This is a genomic window from Neobacillus sp. YIM B06451 (genome assembly GCF_032667185.1).
Classification (GTDB): Bacteria; Bacillota; Bacilli; order Bacillales; family Cytobacillaceae; genus Bacillus_D.
Genome location: NZ_JAVFKJ010000019.1, coordinates 1 through 18,768 on the forward strand (window position 1 = coordinate 1; position 18,768 = coordinate 18,768).

An 18,768-nucleotide genomic window follows, 5' to 3' on the forward strand; every position below is an offset into this window, starting at 1 on the left:
GAAGGCAACCTTAGATGGGTTGCCTTTTTTGGTGTGTTTAAGACAAGTGAATGAACTGCCAGCCATTGAAAACCTTTCTGTCCATATTTAAGAGTCAGCAAAAGGAAGAGACAGTCTGGAGTCGAAAACCCATACGGTTGTCAGATAAACCCCATATAATTGACAAGCAAGCTCCGAAATCCGGTTCGGTTGTCCCATAAACCCCGTTTAAAGGACAGCCAGGATCCGAAACCTAAAAAGTTGTTCCCATACCCTCTCTTATCTAATACCGGAAATCGACCGCAATATTCTCTTCGTCCTATGGAATTTTTGGTTAAACCTATATAAAAGCACAGAAGTAATCCGTGGTTAATAATAATCTATTAATGCCACCCTCTAAACCGACCTCTCTTCGCTAACAACCTCTAGCCGCACCGCCTGAATAACAAAGTAAAACCGACCAACATGAGCCCACACTCTGGACAGCAAAAGCAAAATATATTAAAAGAAAAGCCATCCCTGTTTAGTTTTTAAAATCTGGGGTAGAGGAAAAAACCCCCCTTATTTAAAAACCCCTTTAAGGGTTTCGTACGAACTTAAATTGGAGAAAATATGAAGGATTAAAAAATTGCAAGTACATAACCTTATCATGTATAATCAAAGTCAAATATAGTCAAAGTCAGTAGGGGGTGGCAAGTTGAGAAATATCTCTGATATCATCGAAAACTATTTGAAACAGGTTCTAGAGTTAAGCGAAGAGGATCTTGTGGAAATAAGGAGGAGTGAGATAGCGGATAAATTTCAATGCGTCCCTTCCCAAATTAATTACGTAATCAATACAAGGTTTACAATTGAGCGGGGATATTTAGTCGAAAGTAAGCGGGGTGGGGGCGGCTACATTCGGATTATGAAAGTCCAGTCGAATGACCATGCCCACTTGCTTGACCATGTGCTTTCCCTTATTAAGGACCAAGTCAGCCAAAGCAAAGCAGAAGGGATCATTCTGCGGTTGATAGATGAAAAAGTAATTTCTGAACGTGAGGCAAAAATCATGCTGAGTGTTATTGACAGATCAATATTGTTTATCGATCTCCCCTATAGGGATGAATTACGGGCACGAATGCTAAAAGCGATGCTAATGACATTAAGATATAAATAGGGAAAAGGGCCGTGTTTTCCCTTCATATACATGAAGAAGGTGAGAAAATGATTTGCGAAGAGTGCAATAAGAGGCCGGCAACAATGCACTTCACAAAAATCCTGAATGGCCAGAAAAATGAATACCATCTTTGTGAACATTGCGCACGGGAAAAGGGCGATATGTTTATGATGAATGGAGGACCCGGTTTTTCAATTAACAATTTGCTAGCCGGCCTTCTTAATTTTAATAAAGGCTACCAACAATCCGGTGAGGAGGCATTTAAGCATGAGGAAGTCCTTCAATGCACCAATTGCAAAATGACTTTTCCTCAGTTTGTCAAGGTTGGAAGGTTTGGCTGCGAACATTGTTATAAAACGTTTTCCAGCCAGCTGCAGCCAATATTAAGAAGGCTCCACGGAGGGAACTGGACCCATAACGGTAAAATACCGAAACGGGTTGGCGGAACGCTTCATATCAGAAAAAAGCTTGAAGAGTCGAAGCGGAAGCTAAAGGAGCTCATTTCCAAGGAGGAATTCGAAAAGGCGGCTGAAATCAGGGATGAAATCAGGGCGCTTGAAAACATGATAGGAGGAACAGCCGGAGGGGGGAAGTAGATATGTCTTTGGAAAATTTTCTAAACCATGCGGTCAGTTCCTGGATGAACAATGAAGGCCCGGAAGCCGATATCGTTCTCAGTTCAAGAATCAGGCTGGCGCGAAATCTTGAGGAATATAAATTTCCGGCGCTTTTAACAAGTGAAGAAGGGCAGGCAATTATTTCGAAATTAAAGGAAATGGTGGATGGCCCTGGCCTAGCAGCATTCGGCAAGCTTGAACTTCTTTCAATGCAGGAGTTGCAGCCGCTGCAAAAAAGGGTACTCGTCGAAAAACATCTAATCAGCCCAAACCTTGCCGAGGATTCTCCTTTCGGGGCGTGCCTGCTTTCGGAGAACGAAGATATAAGCGTAATGGTGAATGAAGAGGATCATATCAGGATTCAATGCCTATTCCCCGGCCTTCAGCTAACAAAGGCGCTTGAAGCGGCAAATGTGATTGATGATTGGCTGGAAGGGAATATAAAATATGCTTTTAATGAAGACCTCGGGTATTTGACTAGCTGCCCTACGAATGTCGGGACCGGTCTTAGGGCCTCGGTGATGATGCATCTCCCTGGACTTATTTTGACACAGCAAATAAATGCTATTATTCCGGCAATAAACCAACTTGGCCTTGTCGTGAGGGGCATTTATGGGGAAGGCAGCGAAGCGCTCGGTAATATTTTTCAAATATCCAACCAAATTACCCTCGGAAAATCAGAGGAAGATATTGTAGAAGACCTGAATAGTGTTGTCAGCCAACTGATTGAACAAGAAAGATCCGCAAGGGAAGCTTTGGAAAAGACATCCCGCATACAATTGGAAGACCGGGTATTCAGGTCTTTCGGAATTCTTTCAAATAGCAGGATTATTGAAACGAAAGAGGCGGCCCGTTGTTTATCCGATGTTAGGCTGGGAATTGATATGGGGTATATAAAAAATATTTCCAGGTCAATATTGAATGAACTCATGATTTTGATGCAGCCGGGCTTCCTCCAGCAATATGCGGGCGGGCCATTGAGGCCGGAAGAAAGAGACATTCGGCGCGCGGGGCTTATCAGGGAGCGACTAATACTGGAAATGAATGATAGATGAGGAGGAAACGACAATGATGTTTGGCCGTTTTACAGAGAGGGCGCAAAAAGTGCTTGCACTGGCCCAGGAAGAGGCAATCCGCCTCGGCCACAATAATATTGGAACTGAACATATTTTGCTCGGCCTCGTCCGTGAAGGAGACGGGATCGCCGCTAAGGCTCTTTATGGGCTTGGCCTGGGAGCGGAAAAGATCCAAAATGAAGTTGAAACGCTTATCGGCAGAGGGCAGGAAGTTCCCCAGACTATTCATTACACGCCAAGGGCAAAAAAGGTAATTGAACTCTCTATGGATGAAGCTAGAAAACTTGGCCATTCCTACGTTGGTACAGAGCACATCCTGCTAGGCCTTATCCGTGAAGGCGAAGGTGTTGCGGCAAGGGTGCTAAACAATCTTGGTGTTAGCCTTAATAAAGCGCGGCAGCAAGTTCTCCAGCTTCTGGGGAGCAATGAATCCGGAGGCCATCCCGGCAGTACTTCCGTCAGCGCCAATACCCCAACGCTAGACAGCCTTGCAAGGGATTTGACGGTCGTCGCAAGGGAAGGAAGCCTCGACCCTGTCATAGGCAGGAGCAAGGAAATTCAGCGTGTAATCGAAGTGCTTAGCCGCAGGACGAAAAACAACCCTGTATTAATTGGGGAGCCTGGTGTTGGAAAGACAGCCATCGCCGAAGGGCTTGCCCAGCAAATCGTGAATAATGAAGTACCCGAAATCCTTCGCGATAAGCGTGTTATGACTCTCGACATGGGAACGGTTGTTGCCGGTACAAAATATCGCGGTGAATTTGAAGACCGCCTAAAAAAGGTAATGGACGAAATAAGGCAGGCTGGAAATATTATTTTGTTTATCGATGAATTGCATACTTTGATCGGCGCGGGAGGCGCGGAGGGTGCAATCGATGCATCTAACATCCTGAAGCCATCGCTGGCCAGAGGAGAACTGCAATGCATAGGTGCGACTACACTTGATGAATACCGGAAATACATTGAGAAAGATGCAGCACTTGAAAGGCGATTCCAGCCAATCCGTGTCGATGAGCCGACCGCTGAAGAGTCCATCCAAATTCTCCAGGGGCTGCGCGACCGCTATGAAGCACATCACAGGGTGACAATTACAGATGAGGCGATTGAAGCTGCCGTTAAGCTATCCGATCGATATATTTCTGACAGGTTCCTTCCGGATAAGGCGATAGACTTAATTGATGAAGCCGGTTCAAAGGTAAGGCTCCGATCCTACACGACTCCTCCTAATTTAAAGGAGCTGGAAGTGAAACTTGAAGAAGTAAGGAAGGAAAAGGATGCCGCCGTACAGAGCCAGGAGTTTGAAAAAGCGGCTTCCCTAAGAGATTCGGAACAGCGCCTGCGTGAACAGCTTGAGGAAACGAAAAAAAGCTGGAAAGAGCAGCAAGGCAAGGAAAATAGTGAAGTCACCGTTGAAGATATCGCGGATGTAGTGTCAAGCTGGACCGGGATTCCGGTTTCAAAACTCGCGCAAACAGAAACGCAAAAGCTATTGAATCTCGAGGAAATTCTACATTCACGGGTCATTGGCCAGGAAGAGGCGGTTATAGCTGTTTCAAAAGCCGTCCGACGTGCGCGTGCTGGTTTGAAGGATCCAAAACGCCCAATCGGCTCATTCATTTTCCTTGGCCCAACTGGGGTAGGTAAGACCGAGCTTGCCCGGGCATTGGCGGAAGCGATGTTTGGTGATGAAGATGCAATGATTCGAATCGATATGTCCGAATATATGGAAAAGCACTCAACCTCAAGGCTTGTCGGTTCGCCTCCAGGATATGTAGGGTATGAGGAAGGCGGTCAGCTCACTGAAAAGGTTCGCCGGAAACCGTATTCCGTTGTTCTCCTCGACGAAATTGAAAAGGCGCATCCGGATGTATTCAACATCCTGCTCCAAGTATTGGAGGATGGACGCCTGACCGATTCAAAGGGGCGGACAGTCGACTTCCGGAATACCGTGTTAATTATGACGTCCAACGTCGGTGCGGAAGCGCTGAAGAGAAACAAATATGTAGGATTTAATATCCAAGACGGGAAACAGGATTACAAAGATATGAAGAGCAAGGTAATGGATGAGCTCAAAAAAGCGTTTCGTCCTGAATTCCTTAACAGGATTGATGAAATCATTGTCTTCCACTCACTTGAACGGAAACATCTTCAGGAAATTGTTACTCTCCTGTCCGACCAGCTCGTGAAGCGGCTGAAAGAGCAGGATATCAGCCTGGAGTTAACGGATTCGGCTAAGGAGAAGATTTCCCAGGAAGGCTATGACCCTGAATATGGAGCCCGACCGCTCCGCAGGGCCATCCAGAAGCATATTGAAGACCGTCTATCAGAAGAACTGCTAAAAGGTACATTATTGACCGGGCAGCATGTTATAATTGATGTAGATAATGGCGAGTTCACTGTGAAAACGGCGGCCAAAGATCCTGTAAGGTAATTTCCCGCAGTTGAGGATAGCATCGATCAAGGAGGTACACGCTTATTTATCTGGCGGCACCTCCTTGATTTTTTTCCCCGTTCCGGTGCCTTGCAATAAAAAAGAATTAGAAGCGGAAGTGGGCTAGTGATGGCAAAACGTAAAACGAAATTTATGTGCACGAATTGCGGATACGAATCGCCCAAGTGGATGGGAAAATGTCCTGGTTGTGGGGAATGGAATAAAATGGTCGAAGAAGTAGAACCCGCCTCGACGGGCAGGCGAGGCGCATTTGCCCATTCCGAAGGTTCGGCGGTTTCCTCAAAGGCCATGCCGATCACTGCAGTTGAAACAATTAGTGAACCAAGGATTTATACCGAAATGACGGAATTAAACAGGGTGCTTGGCGGCGGTGTTGTCAAAGGTTCGCTTGTACTTATAGGCGGCGATCCAGGAATCGGGAAATCGACCCTTCTCCTTCAGGTATCATCCCAACTTGCAAATAAAGGACACAAAGTCCTATATATCTCAGGGGAAGAATCACTCCGTCAAACAAAGTTGCGGGCAGAGAGGCTGGGAGTTGCTTCAGAGAATCTTCTGGTGTACTCTGAAACCAATCTGGAGGAAATCAGCAGGACAATCGGACAAACTACTCCTGAATTCGTAATCGTTGATTCGATTCAGACCGTTTTTCACCCAGAGGTTACTTCTGCGCCTGGAAGCGTTTCGCAGGTCAGGGAGTGTACAGCAGAGCTGATGCGAATTGGTAAAACAAAGGGAATAGCCATCTTTATTGTCGGCCATGTCACAAAGGAAGGCAATATCGCCGGACCCAGATTATTGGAGCATATGGTCGATACCGTACTTTACTTTGAAGGGGAACGGCACCATACGTACCGGATTCTACGTGCTGTCAAAAACCGTTTTGGTTCCACGAATGAAATGGGGATTTTTGAAATGAAGGAAGCTGGCCTTGAGGAAGTCGAGAACCCATCTGAAATTTTTCTTGAGGAACGTTCACGCGGTGCGGCAGGCTCTACGGTTGTTGCATCGATGGAAGGGACGAGGCCGGTACTTGTTGAAATACAGGCGCTCATTTCTCCGACAAGCTTTGGTAATCCGAGGAGAATGGCTACGGGAATAGATCATAACAGAGTGCCACTTTTAATGGCAGTCCTCGAAAAACGCGTTGGGATGCTCCTCCAGAATCAGGATGCTTATTTGAAGGTGGCTGGCGGCGTCAAATTGGATGAACCGGCCATAGACTTGGCGGTCGCAGTGAGCATTGCATCCAGTTTCCGCGATAAACCGACAAGGCCGACAGACTGCATTATAGGTGAGGTTGGGCTCACAGGCGAGGTCAGGCGGGTATCTAGAATCGAGCAGCGGGTCCAGGAAGCGGCCAAGCTTGGTTTTGAGCGTGTCATTCTTCCCGCGAATAACCTTGGGGGCTGGACAGGCCCGAAAGGCTTGGAGCTGATAGGGGTTTCCACTGTAAGTGAAGCATTAAGGGCTGCGCTTGGAGAATAATCCTTTCTGCCAAAGGGCGGAAAGGACTGGCAGAAAAAGCTTCCATTTCGGAAAAATGTAGGTGTAATTAAGGTTTCATTTCGGGGTTTTTGTTTATAATGATTAAAAGGAGGTGAAGGGATGTTAAAACGAATCGTTCAGGCGTGTTTTCTTATTACCGGGGGAACGCTTGGGATCTTTTTAATTCCACCATTATTGAATATTATCGGGGCTGACGGAATTCCATTTTTAAATAATTCCTATATGGCAGCCATTATAGGCGCACTTATATTTTATTTTTTAACTTTTTGGGCAATTGAGTATGTAATAGATTTTATTAAATGGGTTGAAGATACCCTTGTGAGAGTTCCGGTTACCGATGTTCTTTTTGGCAGTCTCGGCCTTATCTTCGGCCTAATAGTCGCATTCCTGATAGGTTTTGCCCTAAATGCTATTGAAGTGCCTGTCCTAAATACAGTGGCACCTATTCTTCTTACCCTTCTTTTTGGGTATTTGGGCTTTCAGGTCGGCTTCAAAAAGCGCGATGAAATGATGAATCTATTTTCGAGCAAGAAGAAAAAGGCGGCTGAAGAGGAGCAGGAAAAAGCTGCTTCCCATTCTCTTAAAATATTGGATACAAGCGTCATCATCGATGGAAGAATCGCTGATATTTGCCAGACGGGCTTTCTTGAAGGAACAATTGTCATTCCCCGTTTCGTCCTTGAGGAACTTCAGCATATCGCCGATTCATCGGATGTGTTAAAGCGGAACAGGGGACGGCGCGGCCTGGACATCCTAAACCGCATTCAAAAGGAAATTGCCATTAATGTGGAAATTAGTGAAACCGACTTTGATGATATTCAGGAAGTCGACAGTAAACTCGTGAAACTCGCGAAAAAAACAGGCGGAATTTTGGTTACAAATGATTTTAACCTGAACAAGGTGAGCGAGTTCCAGAATGTTTCGGTCCTCAATATCAACGACCTTGCCAATGCAGTCAAGCCGGTTGTATTGCCGGGTGAAGAACTAAGTGTTCAGGTAATAAAGGACGGCAAGGAGCATCATCAGGGGGTTGCGTATCTCGATGATGGTACGATGATTGTCGTCGAAGAAGGCCGTGAATATATCGGCAAGCGGATTGATGTCATGGTTACAAGCGTTTTGCAAACATCTGCCGGACGGATGATTTTCGCAAAGCCAAAGCTATATGAAAAAGCATTGTGAATCTATGCTGCCTATACGTGGGCATTGGAACCTACTATAAACGTTTGGGGTTTTTCTTATGAAGTATAAAGTGATTCTGCCGGCAGCCGGCCGGGGGAAGCGAATGGGAGCCGGGGTCAATAAGCTTTTGCTTGAACTCGCCGGGATTCCGGTCCTCATTCATACACTTTTGGTATTTGAAGCTGATGAAAATTGCCAAGGCATGATTCTGGCGGTGAATCCGGAAGAGCAAGATGAGATGGCTAGCCTTCTGCATCGGTATAATATTAAAAAACCGGTCAGGTTTGCCCAAGGAGGAGCTGAGCGGCAGCAAAGCGTATACAGCGGCCTCAAGGAAGCAGGCAACGAAGGGCTTGTTCTTGTCCATGATGCTGCCCGCCCGTTCATCACAAAGGGCATAATCAGCCGTCTGGCTGAAGCAGCGGAACGGGATGGAGCAGCTGTATTGGCGGTTCCAGTAAAGGATACCGTAAAAAAGGTAATCGGAAATCATGTTGCGGAAACGATTGAACGTTCCAGCTTGTGGGCGGTCCAAACCCCACAAGCTTTTCGTATTTCGGTGCTGCTTGAAGCCCACGAAAGGGCTGAGCAGGATGAATTCCTCGGGACAGACGATGCGAGCCTTGTGGAGCGGATGCGGCATCCTGTCGCAGTCGTTCACGGTGACTACAACAATATAAAGTTGACAACGAGGGAAGACCTTGTTTTTGCCGAAGCGATATTGGGACAGCGAAATTCCGAAGGGAAGTAAACAGGTACGGCAACAACTAGTATATAACGTAAAGGAGATACGGATATGTTTCGGATTGGACAAGGATTTGATGTGCATCAGCTTGTGGAAGGCCGCCCGCTCATTATAGGAGGGATAACGATTCCCTACGAAAAAGGACTATTGGGCCATTCGGATGCGGATGTTCTTTTGCATACCGTGGCGGATGCCTGCTTAGGAGCGATCGGTGAAGGGGATATTGGGACGCATTTCCCTGATACGGACGATGCTTTCAAGGATGCTGATTCTGCTAAATTGCTCGAACAAGTGTGGAAGATGGTTAAGGAACATGGGTATGAACTGTGCAATGCCGATTGCACCATCATTGCCCAAAAGCCGAAAATGGCTCCCTATGTTCGCGAGATGAAAAACAAGATCGCCGAGCTGCTTGAAGCCGATCCAAGTCAAATCAATGTAAAAGCAACAACAACCGAGAAGCTTGGCTTTACTGGACGGGGTGAAGGCATTGCCTCCCAGGTGGCGGTCCTGCTTCAAAAAAGAAACCGTTAAGGGCTTCCTGGTCTTCCGGCATTTGCGTTACAGTGGTAAAATGAAACTTAAAGAAAATTGAGCAGCACGTTTAGGAGGATTTTTATGTCAAACACAGTTCGAGTTCGGTACGCGCCAAGCCCGACAGGACATTTACATATTGGAAACGCCCGTACAGCTTTATTCAATTACTTGTTTGCGCGCAGCCAGGGCGGCAAATTTATTATTCGCATCGAGGATACGGACAAGAAGCGTAACATTGAAGGGGGCGAAGAAAGCCAGCTGAACTATTTAAACTGGCTCGGTATCGATTGGGATGAGAGCGTCGATAAAGATGGGGGATATGGCCCTTACAGACAGTCTGAACGGATTGATATTTACAAGAAATATTATACAAGGCTTATAGAAGAAGGCCATGCTTATAAATGCTACTGCACTGAAGAAGAGCTGGAAGCCGAGCGTGAGGAGCAGTCAGCTCGTGGTGAGACCCCCCATTATTCAGGAAAATGCCGCGATTTGACGGATGGAGAACGAAGCCGCCTTGAAAGTGAAGGAAGGCAGCCAAGCGTCCGCCTGAAAGTTCCTGCCGGAAAAATCTACACTTTCAATGACATTGTAAAAGGAGACGTATCCTTTGAGTCCGAAGGCATGGGCGACTGGGTCATGATTAAAAAAGATGGTACACCGACATACAATTTCGCCGTGGCAATCGATGACCATTTGATGGAAATCACCCACGTCCTTCGCGGCGATGACCATATTTCAAATACGCCGAAGCAGTTGATGGTTTATGAAGCGCTTGGCTGGGATGCACCGATTTTTGGCCATATGACGCTAATTGTCAATGAAAGCCGCAAGAAACTTAGCAAGCGTGATGAATCAATCATCCAATTTATTGAACAGTACGATGAGCTTGGCTACTTGCCGGAAGCGTTGTTCAACTTTATCGGCCTCTTGGGCTGGTCGCCTGCAGGGGAAGAAGAAATCTTTTCAAAAGAGGAATTCATTGAGAAGTTCGACCCGGCAAGGCTTTCAAAATCTCCGGCTCTTTTCGATCAGCAAAAGCTTGCCTGGATGAACAACCAGTATATGAAAAAGGTAAATCTGGATAGGCTTGTCGCTATTTCGCTTCCTCATCTTATCAAAGCTGGGCTTGTTAAAGAGGATTTGAATGACAAGGAAAAAGAGTGGGTTATCAGCCTAATTGCTCTCTTTCAGGAGAAAATGAGCTTTGGCGCTGAAATTGTCGAAATGTCGGATATTTTCTTCCGTGAGGATATCAATCCGGATGAGGAAGCAAAATCCGTTCTCGCCGAGGAACAGGTCCCTGAGGTGATGAAGGCCTTCCTTGAGGAAATCGGGAAGCTCGAAGAATTCAAGTCGGAAGGAATCCAGGCTGCAATGAAGGCCGTGCAGAAATCGACGGGCCATAAAGGAAAGAAGCTTTTCATGCCAATCCGCGCTGCTGTAACTGGCCAAACACATGGGCCGGATCTGCCGAAAACGATTGAATTATTGGGCAGGGAAAAAATTCAAAAGAGATTAACCGATTTAATTAGTTAACAATTGGTCTAAAATGGTATATAGTAAAAGTAATCTTATAGCAACAAATCAAAGACGGGGAAAAGTAAAAGAACGAAGCTTGAAAGAGAGAACCATCACCGGCTGAAAATGGTTTAAGCCTCTCGCTTTTTTGAAATGCACCCCTGAGTCCCTCCCGAACTGGCGCAGTCCACAGTAGGAGCAGGGCGGTACCTGCCGTTACCAGGCTTAAGTTGGGGCCGGAATCCTTCCAGGAGGTTTGCGTAGCCCAAACAGAGTGGAACCGCGCACAAGCGTCTCTGTCTTTATGGCAGGGGCGTTTTTTGTTCGTTAGGAAATTATAAAATCGAACATTGTGGCTAACTCGAAATAAGTTATATTAATCCAGCTCCAGCGCCTAGCCCCTCGAGGTCATAAGCCGGTTCCCTCCGGAGGGCAGGCCCGTCCTGCGGGCCCCGTCTTATGCTTGTCGGGGCTGACCCAGGCGCTTTCGCACTTTGTTATTACTTGGCAGATTCATACATTTCCTACGCAGGGAGGGGAAAGGAATGTTCAAAACTTTGAAAGAAGACATCGATGTTGTGTTCGAGCAGGATCCGGCCGCAAGAAGTGCTTTTGAAGTTGTGCTAACCTATTCCGGATTGCATGCCATTTGGGCACACAGGGTTGCCCACGGACTATTTAAACGAAAATTTTTCTTCTTGGCACGCTTGATTTCGCAAATCAGCCGCTTTTTTACCGGAATTGAAATACATCCTGGCGCCAGGATTGGACGCCGCTTCTTTATAGACCACGGAATGGGTGTCGTCATTGGTGAAACATGCGAAATCGGGGATAATGTAACTGTATATCAGGGAGTTACTCTCGGCGGGACAGGAAAGGAAAAAGGAAAACGACATCCGACCATCCATGACAATGCACTGATTGCCGCGGGCGCCAAGGTGCTCGGTTCAATAACTATTGGCGAACATGCAAAAGTAGGCGCGGGGTCGGTTGTCCTGAAGGATGTTCCAGCACATTCGACCGTTGTTGGCATCCCAGGGAAAATCGTCATCCAAAACGGGATTAAAGTTGGCACGAGGCTGGACCATACGGATTTGCCGGATCCAACCGGCGACCGTTTCCAAGAGCTTGAGAAGGAAATTGCCATGTTAAAAGAAGAATTGGAAGCAATCAAAATGAAGGGAGCCAGGTGAGATGGCCATCCAGGTTTATAATACATTGACACGGAAAAAAGAGGAGTTTGTTCCGCTCGAAGAAGGAAAAGTAAAGATGTATGTTTGCGGCCCGACCGTATACAACTATATCCACATCGGGAACGCCCGCCCTGCTATTGTGTTCGACACTGTCAGGCGATATTTCGAACTCCGGGGCTATGATGTGAACTACATCTCGAATTTTACCGATGTTGACGACAAGCTTATAAGGGCGGCAAAGGAACTCGGCGAGGATGTTCCTGCAATCGCCGAACGATTCATCGACGCCTATTTCGAAGACGTTATTGCCCTCGGATGCAAAAGGGCTGACGCTCACCCGCGGGTCACGGAAAGCATGGACATCATTATCGATTTCATTTCGGCATTAATCGACAAAGGCTACGCATACGAGGCCAATGGAGATGTTTATTTCCGGACAAGGAAATTCGATGGTTATGGAAAACTTTCACACCAATCAATTGATGAACTGAAGGTCGGTGCCAGGATTGAGCGGGGTGAGAAGAAACAGGACGCTCTTGATTTTGCTCTCTGGAAAGCAGCGAAGGAAGGCGAAATTTACTGGGAAAGCCCATGGGGCAAAGGCCGCCCAGGCTGGCATATCGAATGCTCGGCCATGGCGAAGAAATACCTGGGTGACACAATTGACATTCACGCGGGTGGGCAGGACTTGGCATTCCCGCACCATGAAAATGAAATCGCGCAGTCAGAGGCACTTACCGGAAAGACGTTTGCCCGCTACTGGATGCACAACGGATATATAAACATTGACAATGAAAAAATGTCGAAATCACTCGGTAATTTCGTCCTTGTCCATGACATTATTAAAAAACATGATCCACAGGTCTTACGTTTCTTTATGCTATCGGTCCATTACCGGAATCCGATTAATTACAGCGAAGAGTTGCTTGAAAACACAAAAGCTGCATTGGAAAGGCTGAAGACATCCTACCAAAACCTGAAGCACAGGAAGGAATCGAGTACGGGGCTGACAGAAGACAATGGCCGCTGGATTGCGGATGTCGAGGCGCTAAGGGAGCGGTTCATCAAGGAAATGGACGATGATTTTAATACAGCCAATGCTGTTACGGTCTTGTTCGACCTATCCAAATTGGCCAACCAATACCTTCTGGAAAAAACAACGGCGGTAGAAGTCATCGACCGTTTTACAAAGGAATTTGAGGAACTTTTTGACGTGCTCGGTCTAAAGCTTGGCGGGGAAGAGTTACTTGATGAAGAAATTGAAGCGCTAATAGAGAAAAGAAACCAAGCCAGGAAAGACAGGGACTTCAAGTTGTCTGATGAAATCAGGGACCAGTTGAAGGACATGAATATCATCCTGGAAGATACGCCTCAAGGTACAAGATGGAAAAGAGGCTGACTTATGCTCCATTACGAAACAACCATTGACGAAAAACAGCTGAACAGCCTTGCGCTTGCCTATATGGGGGATGCGGTCCTCGAGGTCTATGTTCGGCGCCACCTGCTGCAAAAAGGTACGGTCAAGCCGCACCGGCTTCATGCGGAAGCGACAAAATACGTTTCCGCCAAAGCCCAGTCCCAAATACTTTTCAGCTTTATGGATGAAGGCCTGCTTGTCGAAGAAGAAATGGCTGTGGTGAAAAGGGGCAGGAATGCGAAATCAGGTTCTGTGCCAAAAAATACAGATGTGGTTACCTACAGGCACAGCACAGCCTTTGAGGCACTCATAGGAACCCTCTATTTATCAGGCAATAAAAAACGGCTTGAAGAGCTTATTGAAAAAGCATTTGCGTATGTAGAGGGCAGGAAAGGAAGGGTTAAGGATGAGTGAGGATACAATCATTGGCAAAAATCCCGTCCTGGAGGCATTAAGGTCCAAACGGGATATCAATAAAATCCTGATCGCTGAAGGCTCTCAGCGCGGTCAAATGCAACAGATTACAGAACTCGCAAAAGAAGCGAATGTCATTGTCCAATATGTACCGAAGAAGAAAATCGACCAGTTGGCCGATGGAAACCATCAAGGGGTGCTTGCCTATGTTGCCGCCTACCAATATGCCGAGTTAGATGACCTGTTTAACGCGGCGGAAAAGAAAGGCGAGGAGCCGTTTTTTCTGATTCTAGATGAAATCGAGGATCCGCATAACCTCGGTTCTATGATGAGGACAGCCGATGCGGTAGGCGCCCACGGAATCATTATCCCAAAGCGGCGGGCAGTAGGGCTTACTTCAACAGTTGCAAAAGCTTCGACCGGAGCAATCGAGTATATCCCCGTTGCGCGGGTTACAAATCTCGCTCGGACGATTGATGAATTGAAAGAGCGCGGCGTCTGGATCGCGGGAACGGATGCGAAAGGAAGCGTGGATTACCGGCAACAGGATTTCACCATGCCGCTTGGGCTCGTCATCGGCAGTGAAGGAAGGGGGATGGGAAGGCTGATCCGGGAAAAATGTGACTTCCTAGTCCATTTGCCTATGGCCGGGAAGGTCACTTCCCTGAATGCATCAGTCGCCGGAGCATTGTTGATGTACGAGGTTTACCGCAGACGCCACCCGCTTGAGGGATAAGGATGGATATCCTTTTAGTTGACGGCTACAACATTATCGGTGCCTGGCCGGAACTTAGGGAATTGAAGGCCAGGGACCTGTCCGCCGCCAGGGACAGACTGATCGAGTTGATGGCGGAATATCAAGGGTATTCTGGCTATCGGGTTATAGTTGTTTTTGATGCCCATTATGTACAAGGGATAGAGAAGAAGTTTAAAAACCATAAAGTCGAGGTCATTTTCACACGCGAGAATGAATCAGCGGATGAAAGGATTGAAAAGCTGGCCGTTAAACTTGGCAATAGAAAAACACAAATCCATGTGGCCACATCCGATTTTACAGAACAATGGGTCATTTTTGGGCAGGGCGCATTACGAAAGTCCGCTCGAGAGCTTCTTATCGAAATGGCAGGCATCGAAAAAAACATCGAAAAAAATGTAAAGAAAATCCAGGAAAAGAAGCCTGTAACCCGGATTCCAATAAGCGGCGATTTGGCAGAAATTTTCGAAAAGTGGCGCAGAGGCGAAAAATGAACATTGACGCTTAAAAATTACCTACTGTATAATATTTCTAACTATGCATGTACATGCGAGGGGGATCTCAGTGAGTGTGGATGTAAGGTCGAGGGCAGGCGATGAGTTTCTGATTATGGAAGATGAGGAGATCGTTTATTTGGTGCACGGCGGCAACAGCGAAGCCCTGGATTACCTAATCCACAAGTATCGCAATTTTGTCAGGGCCAAAGCAAGGTCCTATTTCCTGATTGGTGCTGACAAGGAAGATATTGTCCAGGAAGGGATGATTGGTTTATATAAGGCAATCCGGGATTTTCGTGACGACAAACTCACTTCCTTCAAGGCATTCGCCGAGCTATGCATTACGAGGTAAATCATCACGGCGATCAAAACAGCCACCAGGCAAAAGCATATCCCGCTGAATTCCTATGTTTCATTGGACAAGCCGATATTCGATGATGAATCCGACAGGACCCTAATGGATGTACTAAGCGGAACCAAGGCGACGGACCCGGAACAGCTTATCATAAACCAAGAGGAATTCGATCATATCGAAATAAAAATGAGCGAACTCCTGAGCGACCTGGAGCGGAAAGTTCTTGCTCTTTACCTTGACGGGCAATCGTATCAGGAAATTTCCGAAGAGCTGAACCGCCATGTGAAGTCGATTGATAATGCCCTCCAGCGGGTTAAGCGGAAGCTGGAGCGCTATCTGGAAATCCGCGAATATTCCCTTTAAGAGTCCGTGAAATATGTATTTTCGATGAAACCCTTCAGAGCTTATTGACAGTTACTGGTGGGCGTGATACAGTTTTAAGGACAAAAAACTGGCAGCAGGTGACGAAATGACAAAAAAAGCTGTTCTTGCCTGTTCTATTTGCGGTTCGCGTAATTATTCAACAGCAAGCAACCAGGCCAGGAACGAACGTCTGGAACTAAAAAAGTACTGTAAAACCTGCAATGCCTCCACGGTCCATAAAGAAACCCGGTAGGACAGCAGGATTTGCATACAGGATAGATGGAGGTCACGAACAATGCAGCGCATAACGAATTTTTTTCGCGATATCGCTCGTGAAATGAGAAAAGTCAGCTGGCCGAAGAAGGACGAGCTTACCCGTTATACGATAACGGTTATCACAACTGTGGCAATTTTCGCCGTATTCTTTGCGGTAGTCGACCTTGGCATTTCAAAGCTGATTCGATTAATTCTTGAATAAACACCCCCTGTTCATGGTATAATGGGAAATAATGCAGGAAATTTCTACAAAGCCCGGTTTAACGGGTTTTTTCATTTGGGAAAGAAAAGCTCCAGCGCCCGTTTACGGCGCTGGAGCTGGACAAAGAAAAGCAAAAGCAGCCGTTTAGCGCGGTAATGGCGAAAAAGAAAATGCAGGGAGGGACGGACATTTAGTCCTTTGAAATGGAAAAGAACTGGTATGTGGTCCATACGTACTCCGGATATGAAAACAAGGTTAAGGCGAATCTTGAAAAACGCGTCGAATCAATGGGAATGCAAGATAAAATTTTTCGTGTCGTCGTTCCGGAAGAGGAAGAAACAGATTTTAAAAATGGTAAAAAGAAAACAGTCAAACGTAAAGTATTCCCTGGCTATGTGCTTGTTGAAATCGTCATGACCGACGATTCATGGTATGTTGTCCGGAATACCCCTGGCGTTACAGGTTTCGTAGGCTCGGCCGGATCAGGCTCGAAACCTACTCCCCTCCTCCCTGAGGAAGTTACAGTCATCTTAAAGAGGATGGGTGTGGAAGAAAAACGGGTTGATGTCAATTTCGAAATTGGCGAAACTGTCAGGGTCAAGGAAGGTCCGTTCACGGATAAGACAGGCATCATTGAAGAAATGGATAAAACGAAGTCGAAGCTGCGCGTGCTTGTCGATATGTTTGGCCGCGATACGCCGGTTGAACTCGATTTTTCACAAATTGATAAGTTATAACCCTACTGGCGTACGCAAGGTATATAAAGCGAACCTTCTACCGGTTTGGGGGTTATCCCCCGCTGAGTAGCTGGATCTACTAAAGTTAAATTCTCCGCTTCTTCAGGCCAGGGTAGTATTCCTGTCCGTTAAGAGTGGAAGAAAAAAATTAACTGAAAGTGTAAAATAGCTTGAAATCAAACGTGAAAAGTGGTAACATTTCAAAGGTCAGTATGTCTTGGACAGGAAAAACCGGACATTTGTCAAGTTCTTTATGTGAATAAAGGCTTTTGTTATGAGTGGGAGGGGGATACCCCTATTACCACATCACGGACTTTTTAAGGAGGTGTGTCTCGTGGCTAAAAAAGTAATTAAGGTAGTTAAATTGCAAATCCCTGCTGGTAAAGCTAACCCAGCGCCACCGGTTGGTCCTGCATTGGGTCAGGCGGGTGTAAACATCATGGGATTCTGTAAGGAATTTAACGCACGTACAGCGGACCAAGCAGGTCTGATCATTCCTGTTGAAATTACGGTTTTTGAAGACCGTTCCTTTACATTTATTACGAAAACTCCTCCAGCTGCAGTTCTTTTGAAAGTAGCAGCCGGAATCCAGTCTGGTTCAGGCCAGCCTAACCGTAATAAAGTAGCAACAGTTAAGCGCGACAAGGTGCGCGAGATTGCTGAACAGAAAATGCCTGACCTGAATGCGGCCAGCGTTGAAGCAGCAATGCGCATGGTCGAAGGTACAGCGCGCAGCATGGGTATCACGATCGAAGACTAATCCGTGCTGACTGTTAAGGTATGATGGGGTTGCGTAGCTGATTTATCACACGCAACCTTTGTTCTGTAAGGCGGAAGTCGAGCGGGATGATATCCGGCTCCGACGCCGGGAAAAAGGCGTTTATGCCTTTTTACGTGGGAGGTCCATTCCGTTATAACCACAAATCAAGGAGGATATTTAAAATGGCTAAGAAAAGCAGAAAGTATCAAGAAGCCGCTAAGCTTGTCGACCGTACGAAAGCTTATCCGGTAAACGAAGCGATTGAGCTTGCTAAGAAAACAAACTACGCAAAATTCGATGCGACTGTCGAAGTTGCTTTCCGTCTTGGAGTAGATCCGAAGAAAGCTGACCAGCAAATCCGTGGAGCGGTAGTGCTTCCAAACGGAACTGGCAAAACCCAGCGCGTCCTTGTTTTCGCAAAAGGCGAAAAAGCGAAAGAAGCGGAAGCTGCTGGCGCAGATTATGTTGGCGATTCCGAGTATATCAACAAAATCCAACAAGGCTGGTTCGAATTCGATGTAATCGTTGCGACACCTGACATGATGGGTGAAGTTGGTAAGCTTGGCCGTACACTTGGACCAAAAGGCTTAATGCCAAACCCTAAAACCGGCACTGTTACATTTGATGTAACCAAGGCGGTTAACGAAATCAAAGCCGGTAAAGTAGAGTACCGCGTTGACAGGGCTGGTATCATCCACGTTCCTATCGGCAAAGTTTCTTTCGAAGATGAAAAGCTTGTAGAAAACTTCAAGACCATTTTCGACACAATGGTTAAAGTTAAGCCGGCAGCTGCAAAAGGAACTTACATGAAGAGTGTAACAGTTTCCTCTACAATGGGTCCTGGCGTGAAAATTGATCCAGCTTCTGTAACAGCGAAATAATTATTGACAAAACAATTCAAGTTTGTTAATATTACTTTTGTTGTTTAAAATGAATACATTTGTACCGAAGACAGCAGGTGCTGACAAGCTTAAATATCCTGCCGAGGGAATACGATAGAATTGGCCCTTCAAACGGCTTGTT

General features: G+C 46.5%; 19 protein-coding genes, 1 pseudogene and 1 other annotated feature (1 of these 21 only partly in view). All 20 genes and pseudogenes read left to right on the forward strand.

All coding sequences use genetic code 11. The features are described 5' to 3' along the window. Nucleotides 1-676 precede the first annotated feature (676 nt). The 20 genes and pseudogenes from RB160_RS21580 (at nt 677) to rplA (ending at nt 18,626) form a co-directional block, all read left to right on the forward strand. On the forward strand, nt 677-1,138 hold the full coding sequence (locus tag RB160_RS21580; RefSeq protein ID WP_316572510.1) for a CtsR family transcriptional regulator: 462 nt from the start codon (nt 677-679) through the stop codon (nt 1,136-1,138). Between the two features lie 47 nt (nt 1,139-1,185). Continuing rightward, nucleotides 1,186-1,734: a protein-arginine kinase activator protein McsA gene (mcsA, locus tag RB160_RS21585; RefSeq protein ID WP_316572511.1), complete on the forward strand. Its 549-nt coding sequence runs from the start codon at nt 1,186-1,188 to the stop codon at nt 1,732-1,734. A 2-nt stretch (nt 1,735-1,736) separates the two neighbouring features. Beyond that, nucleotides 1,737-2,810 carry a protein-arginine kinase McsB gene (gene mcsB, locus RB160_RS21590; RefSeq protein ID WP_316572512.1) on the forward strand — a complete coding sequence of 358 codons (1,074 nt, stop codon included), beginning with the start codon at nt 1,737-1,739 and terminating at the stop codon, nt 2,808-2,810. A gap of 13 nt (nt 2,811-2,823) precedes the next feature. Next, a complete protein-coding gene (gene clpC, locus RB160_RS21595) occupies nt 2,824-5,262 on the forward strand; it encodes an ATP-dependent protease ATP-binding subunit ClpC (RefSeq protein ID WP_316572513.1) in 2,439 nt (812 codons plus the stop codon). 129 nt (nt 5,263-5,391) lie between these two features. Next, nucleotides 5,392-6,771, forward strand: coding sequence for a DNA repair protein RadA (gene radA, locus RB160_RS21600; protein ID WP_316572514.1), 1,380 nt, complete (start codon nt 5,392-5,394; stop codon nt 6,769-6,771). 120 nt (nt 6,772-6,891) lie between these two features. Then, nucleotides 6,892-7,974 carry a PIN/TRAM domain-containing protein gene (locus RB160_RS21605; protein WP_316572515.1) on the forward strand — a complete coding sequence of 361 codons (1,083 nt, stop codon included), beginning with the start codon at nt 6,892-6,894 and terminating at the stop codon, nt 7,972-7,974. 58 nt (nt 7,975-8,032) lie between these two features. Further along, the gene (gene ispD / locus RB160_RS21610; RefSeq protein WP_316572516.1) at nt 8,033-8,725 is read left to right on the forward strand and encodes a 2-C-methyl-D-erythritol 4-phosphate cytidylyltransferase; all 693 of its coding nucleotides are present in this window, start codon (nt 8,033-8,035) and stop codon (nt 8,723-8,725) included. 45 nt (nt 8,726-8,770) lie between these two features. Then, nucleotides 8,771-9,253, forward strand: a complete 483-nt coding sequence (ispF, locus tag RB160_RS21615) for a 2-C-methyl-D-erythritol 2,4-cyclodiphosphate synthase (RefSeq protein WP_316572517.1) — start codon at nt 8,771-8,773, stop codon at nt 9,251-9,253. Between the two features lie 84 nt (nt 9,254-9,337). After that, complete coding sequence (gene gltX, locus RB160_RS21620) at nt 9,338-10,795, forward strand: glutamate--tRNA ligase (RefSeq protein ID WP_316572518.1); 1,458 nt, start codon at nt 9,338-9,340, stop codon at nt 10,793-10,795. Nucleotides 10,796-11,322: 527 nt separating this feature from the next. Beyond that, nucleotides 11,323-11,970, forward strand: a complete 648-nt coding sequence (gene cysE, locus RB160_RS21625; protein ID WP_316572519.1) for a serine O-acetyltransferase — start codon at nt 11,323-11,325, stop codon at nt 11,968-11,970. Between the two features lies 1 nt (nt 11,971). Beyond that, a complete protein-coding gene (gene cysS / locus RB160_RS21630) occupies nt 11,972-13,369 on the forward strand; it encodes a cysteine--tRNA ligase (protein WP_316572520.1) in 1,398 nt (465 codons plus the stop codon). 3 nt (nt 13,370-13,372) lie between these two features. Continuing rightward, nucleotides 13,373-13,801 (forward strand): Mini-ribonuclease 3, encoded by a 429-nt coding sequence (locus RB160_RS21635; RefSeq protein WP_316572521.1) that lies wholly within the window; start codon nt 13,373-13,375, stop codon nt 13,799-13,801. Further along, nucleotides 13,794-14,537, forward strand: a complete 744-nt coding sequence (gene rlmB, locus RB160_RS21640) for a 23S rRNA (guanosine(2251)-2'-O)-methyltransferase RlmB (RefSeq protein WP_316572522.1) — start codon at nt 13,794-13,796, stop codon at nt 14,535-14,537. Before RB160_RS21635 ends, rlmB begins: the two co-directional genes overlap by 8 nt. Nucleotides 14,538-14,539: 2 nt before the next feature. Beyond that, a complete protein-coding gene (locus RB160_RS21645) occupies nt 14,540-15,049 on the forward strand; it encodes an NYN domain-containing protein (RefSeq protein ID WP_316572523.1) in 510 nt (169 codons plus the stop codon). 115 nt (nt 15,050-15,164) lie between these two features. Further along, nucleotides 15,165-15,770: pseudogene (gene sigH, locus RB160_RS21650) on the forward strand (RNA polymerase sporulation sigma factor SigH). Between the two features lie 106 nt (nt 15,771-15,876). Continuing rightward, nucleotides 15,877-16,023, forward strand: a complete 147-nt coding sequence (gene rpmG, locus RB160_RS21655) for a 50S ribosomal protein L33 (protein WP_316572524.1) — start codon at nt 15,877-15,879, stop codon at nt 16,021-16,023. A gap of 42 nt (nt 16,024-16,065) precedes the next feature. Next, the gene (gene secE, locus RB160_RS21660; protein ID WP_316572525.1) at nt 16,066-16,248 is read left to right on the forward strand and encodes a preprotein translocase subunit SecE; all 183 of its coding nucleotides are present in this window, start codon (nt 16,066-16,068) and stop codon (nt 16,246-16,248) included. 203 nt (nt 16,249-16,451) lie between these two features. Next, nucleotides 16,452-16,985: a transcription termination/antitermination protein NusG gene (nusG, locus tag RB160_RS21665; RefSeq protein WP_316572526.1), complete on the forward strand. Its 534-nt coding sequence runs from the start codon at nt 16,452-16,454 to the stop codon at nt 16,983-16,985. Nucleotides 16,986-17,319: 334 nt separating this feature from the next. Next, nucleotides 17,320-17,745, forward strand: coding sequence for a 50S ribosomal protein L11 (gene rplK / locus RB160_RS21670; RefSeq protein WP_048822996.1), 426 nt, complete (start codon nt 17,320-17,322; stop codon nt 17,743-17,745). 182 nt (nt 17,746-17,927) lie between these two features. Further along, nucleotides 17,928-18,626, forward strand: a complete 699-nt coding sequence (rplA, locus tag RB160_RS21675; protein WP_316572527.1) for a 50S ribosomal protein L1 — start codon at nt 17,928-17,930, stop codon at nt 18,624-18,626. Between the two features lie 46 nt (nt 18,627-18,672). Then, nucleotides 18,673-18,768, forward strand: a sequence feature (ribosomal protein L10 leader region); it runs 48 nt beyond the window's last position.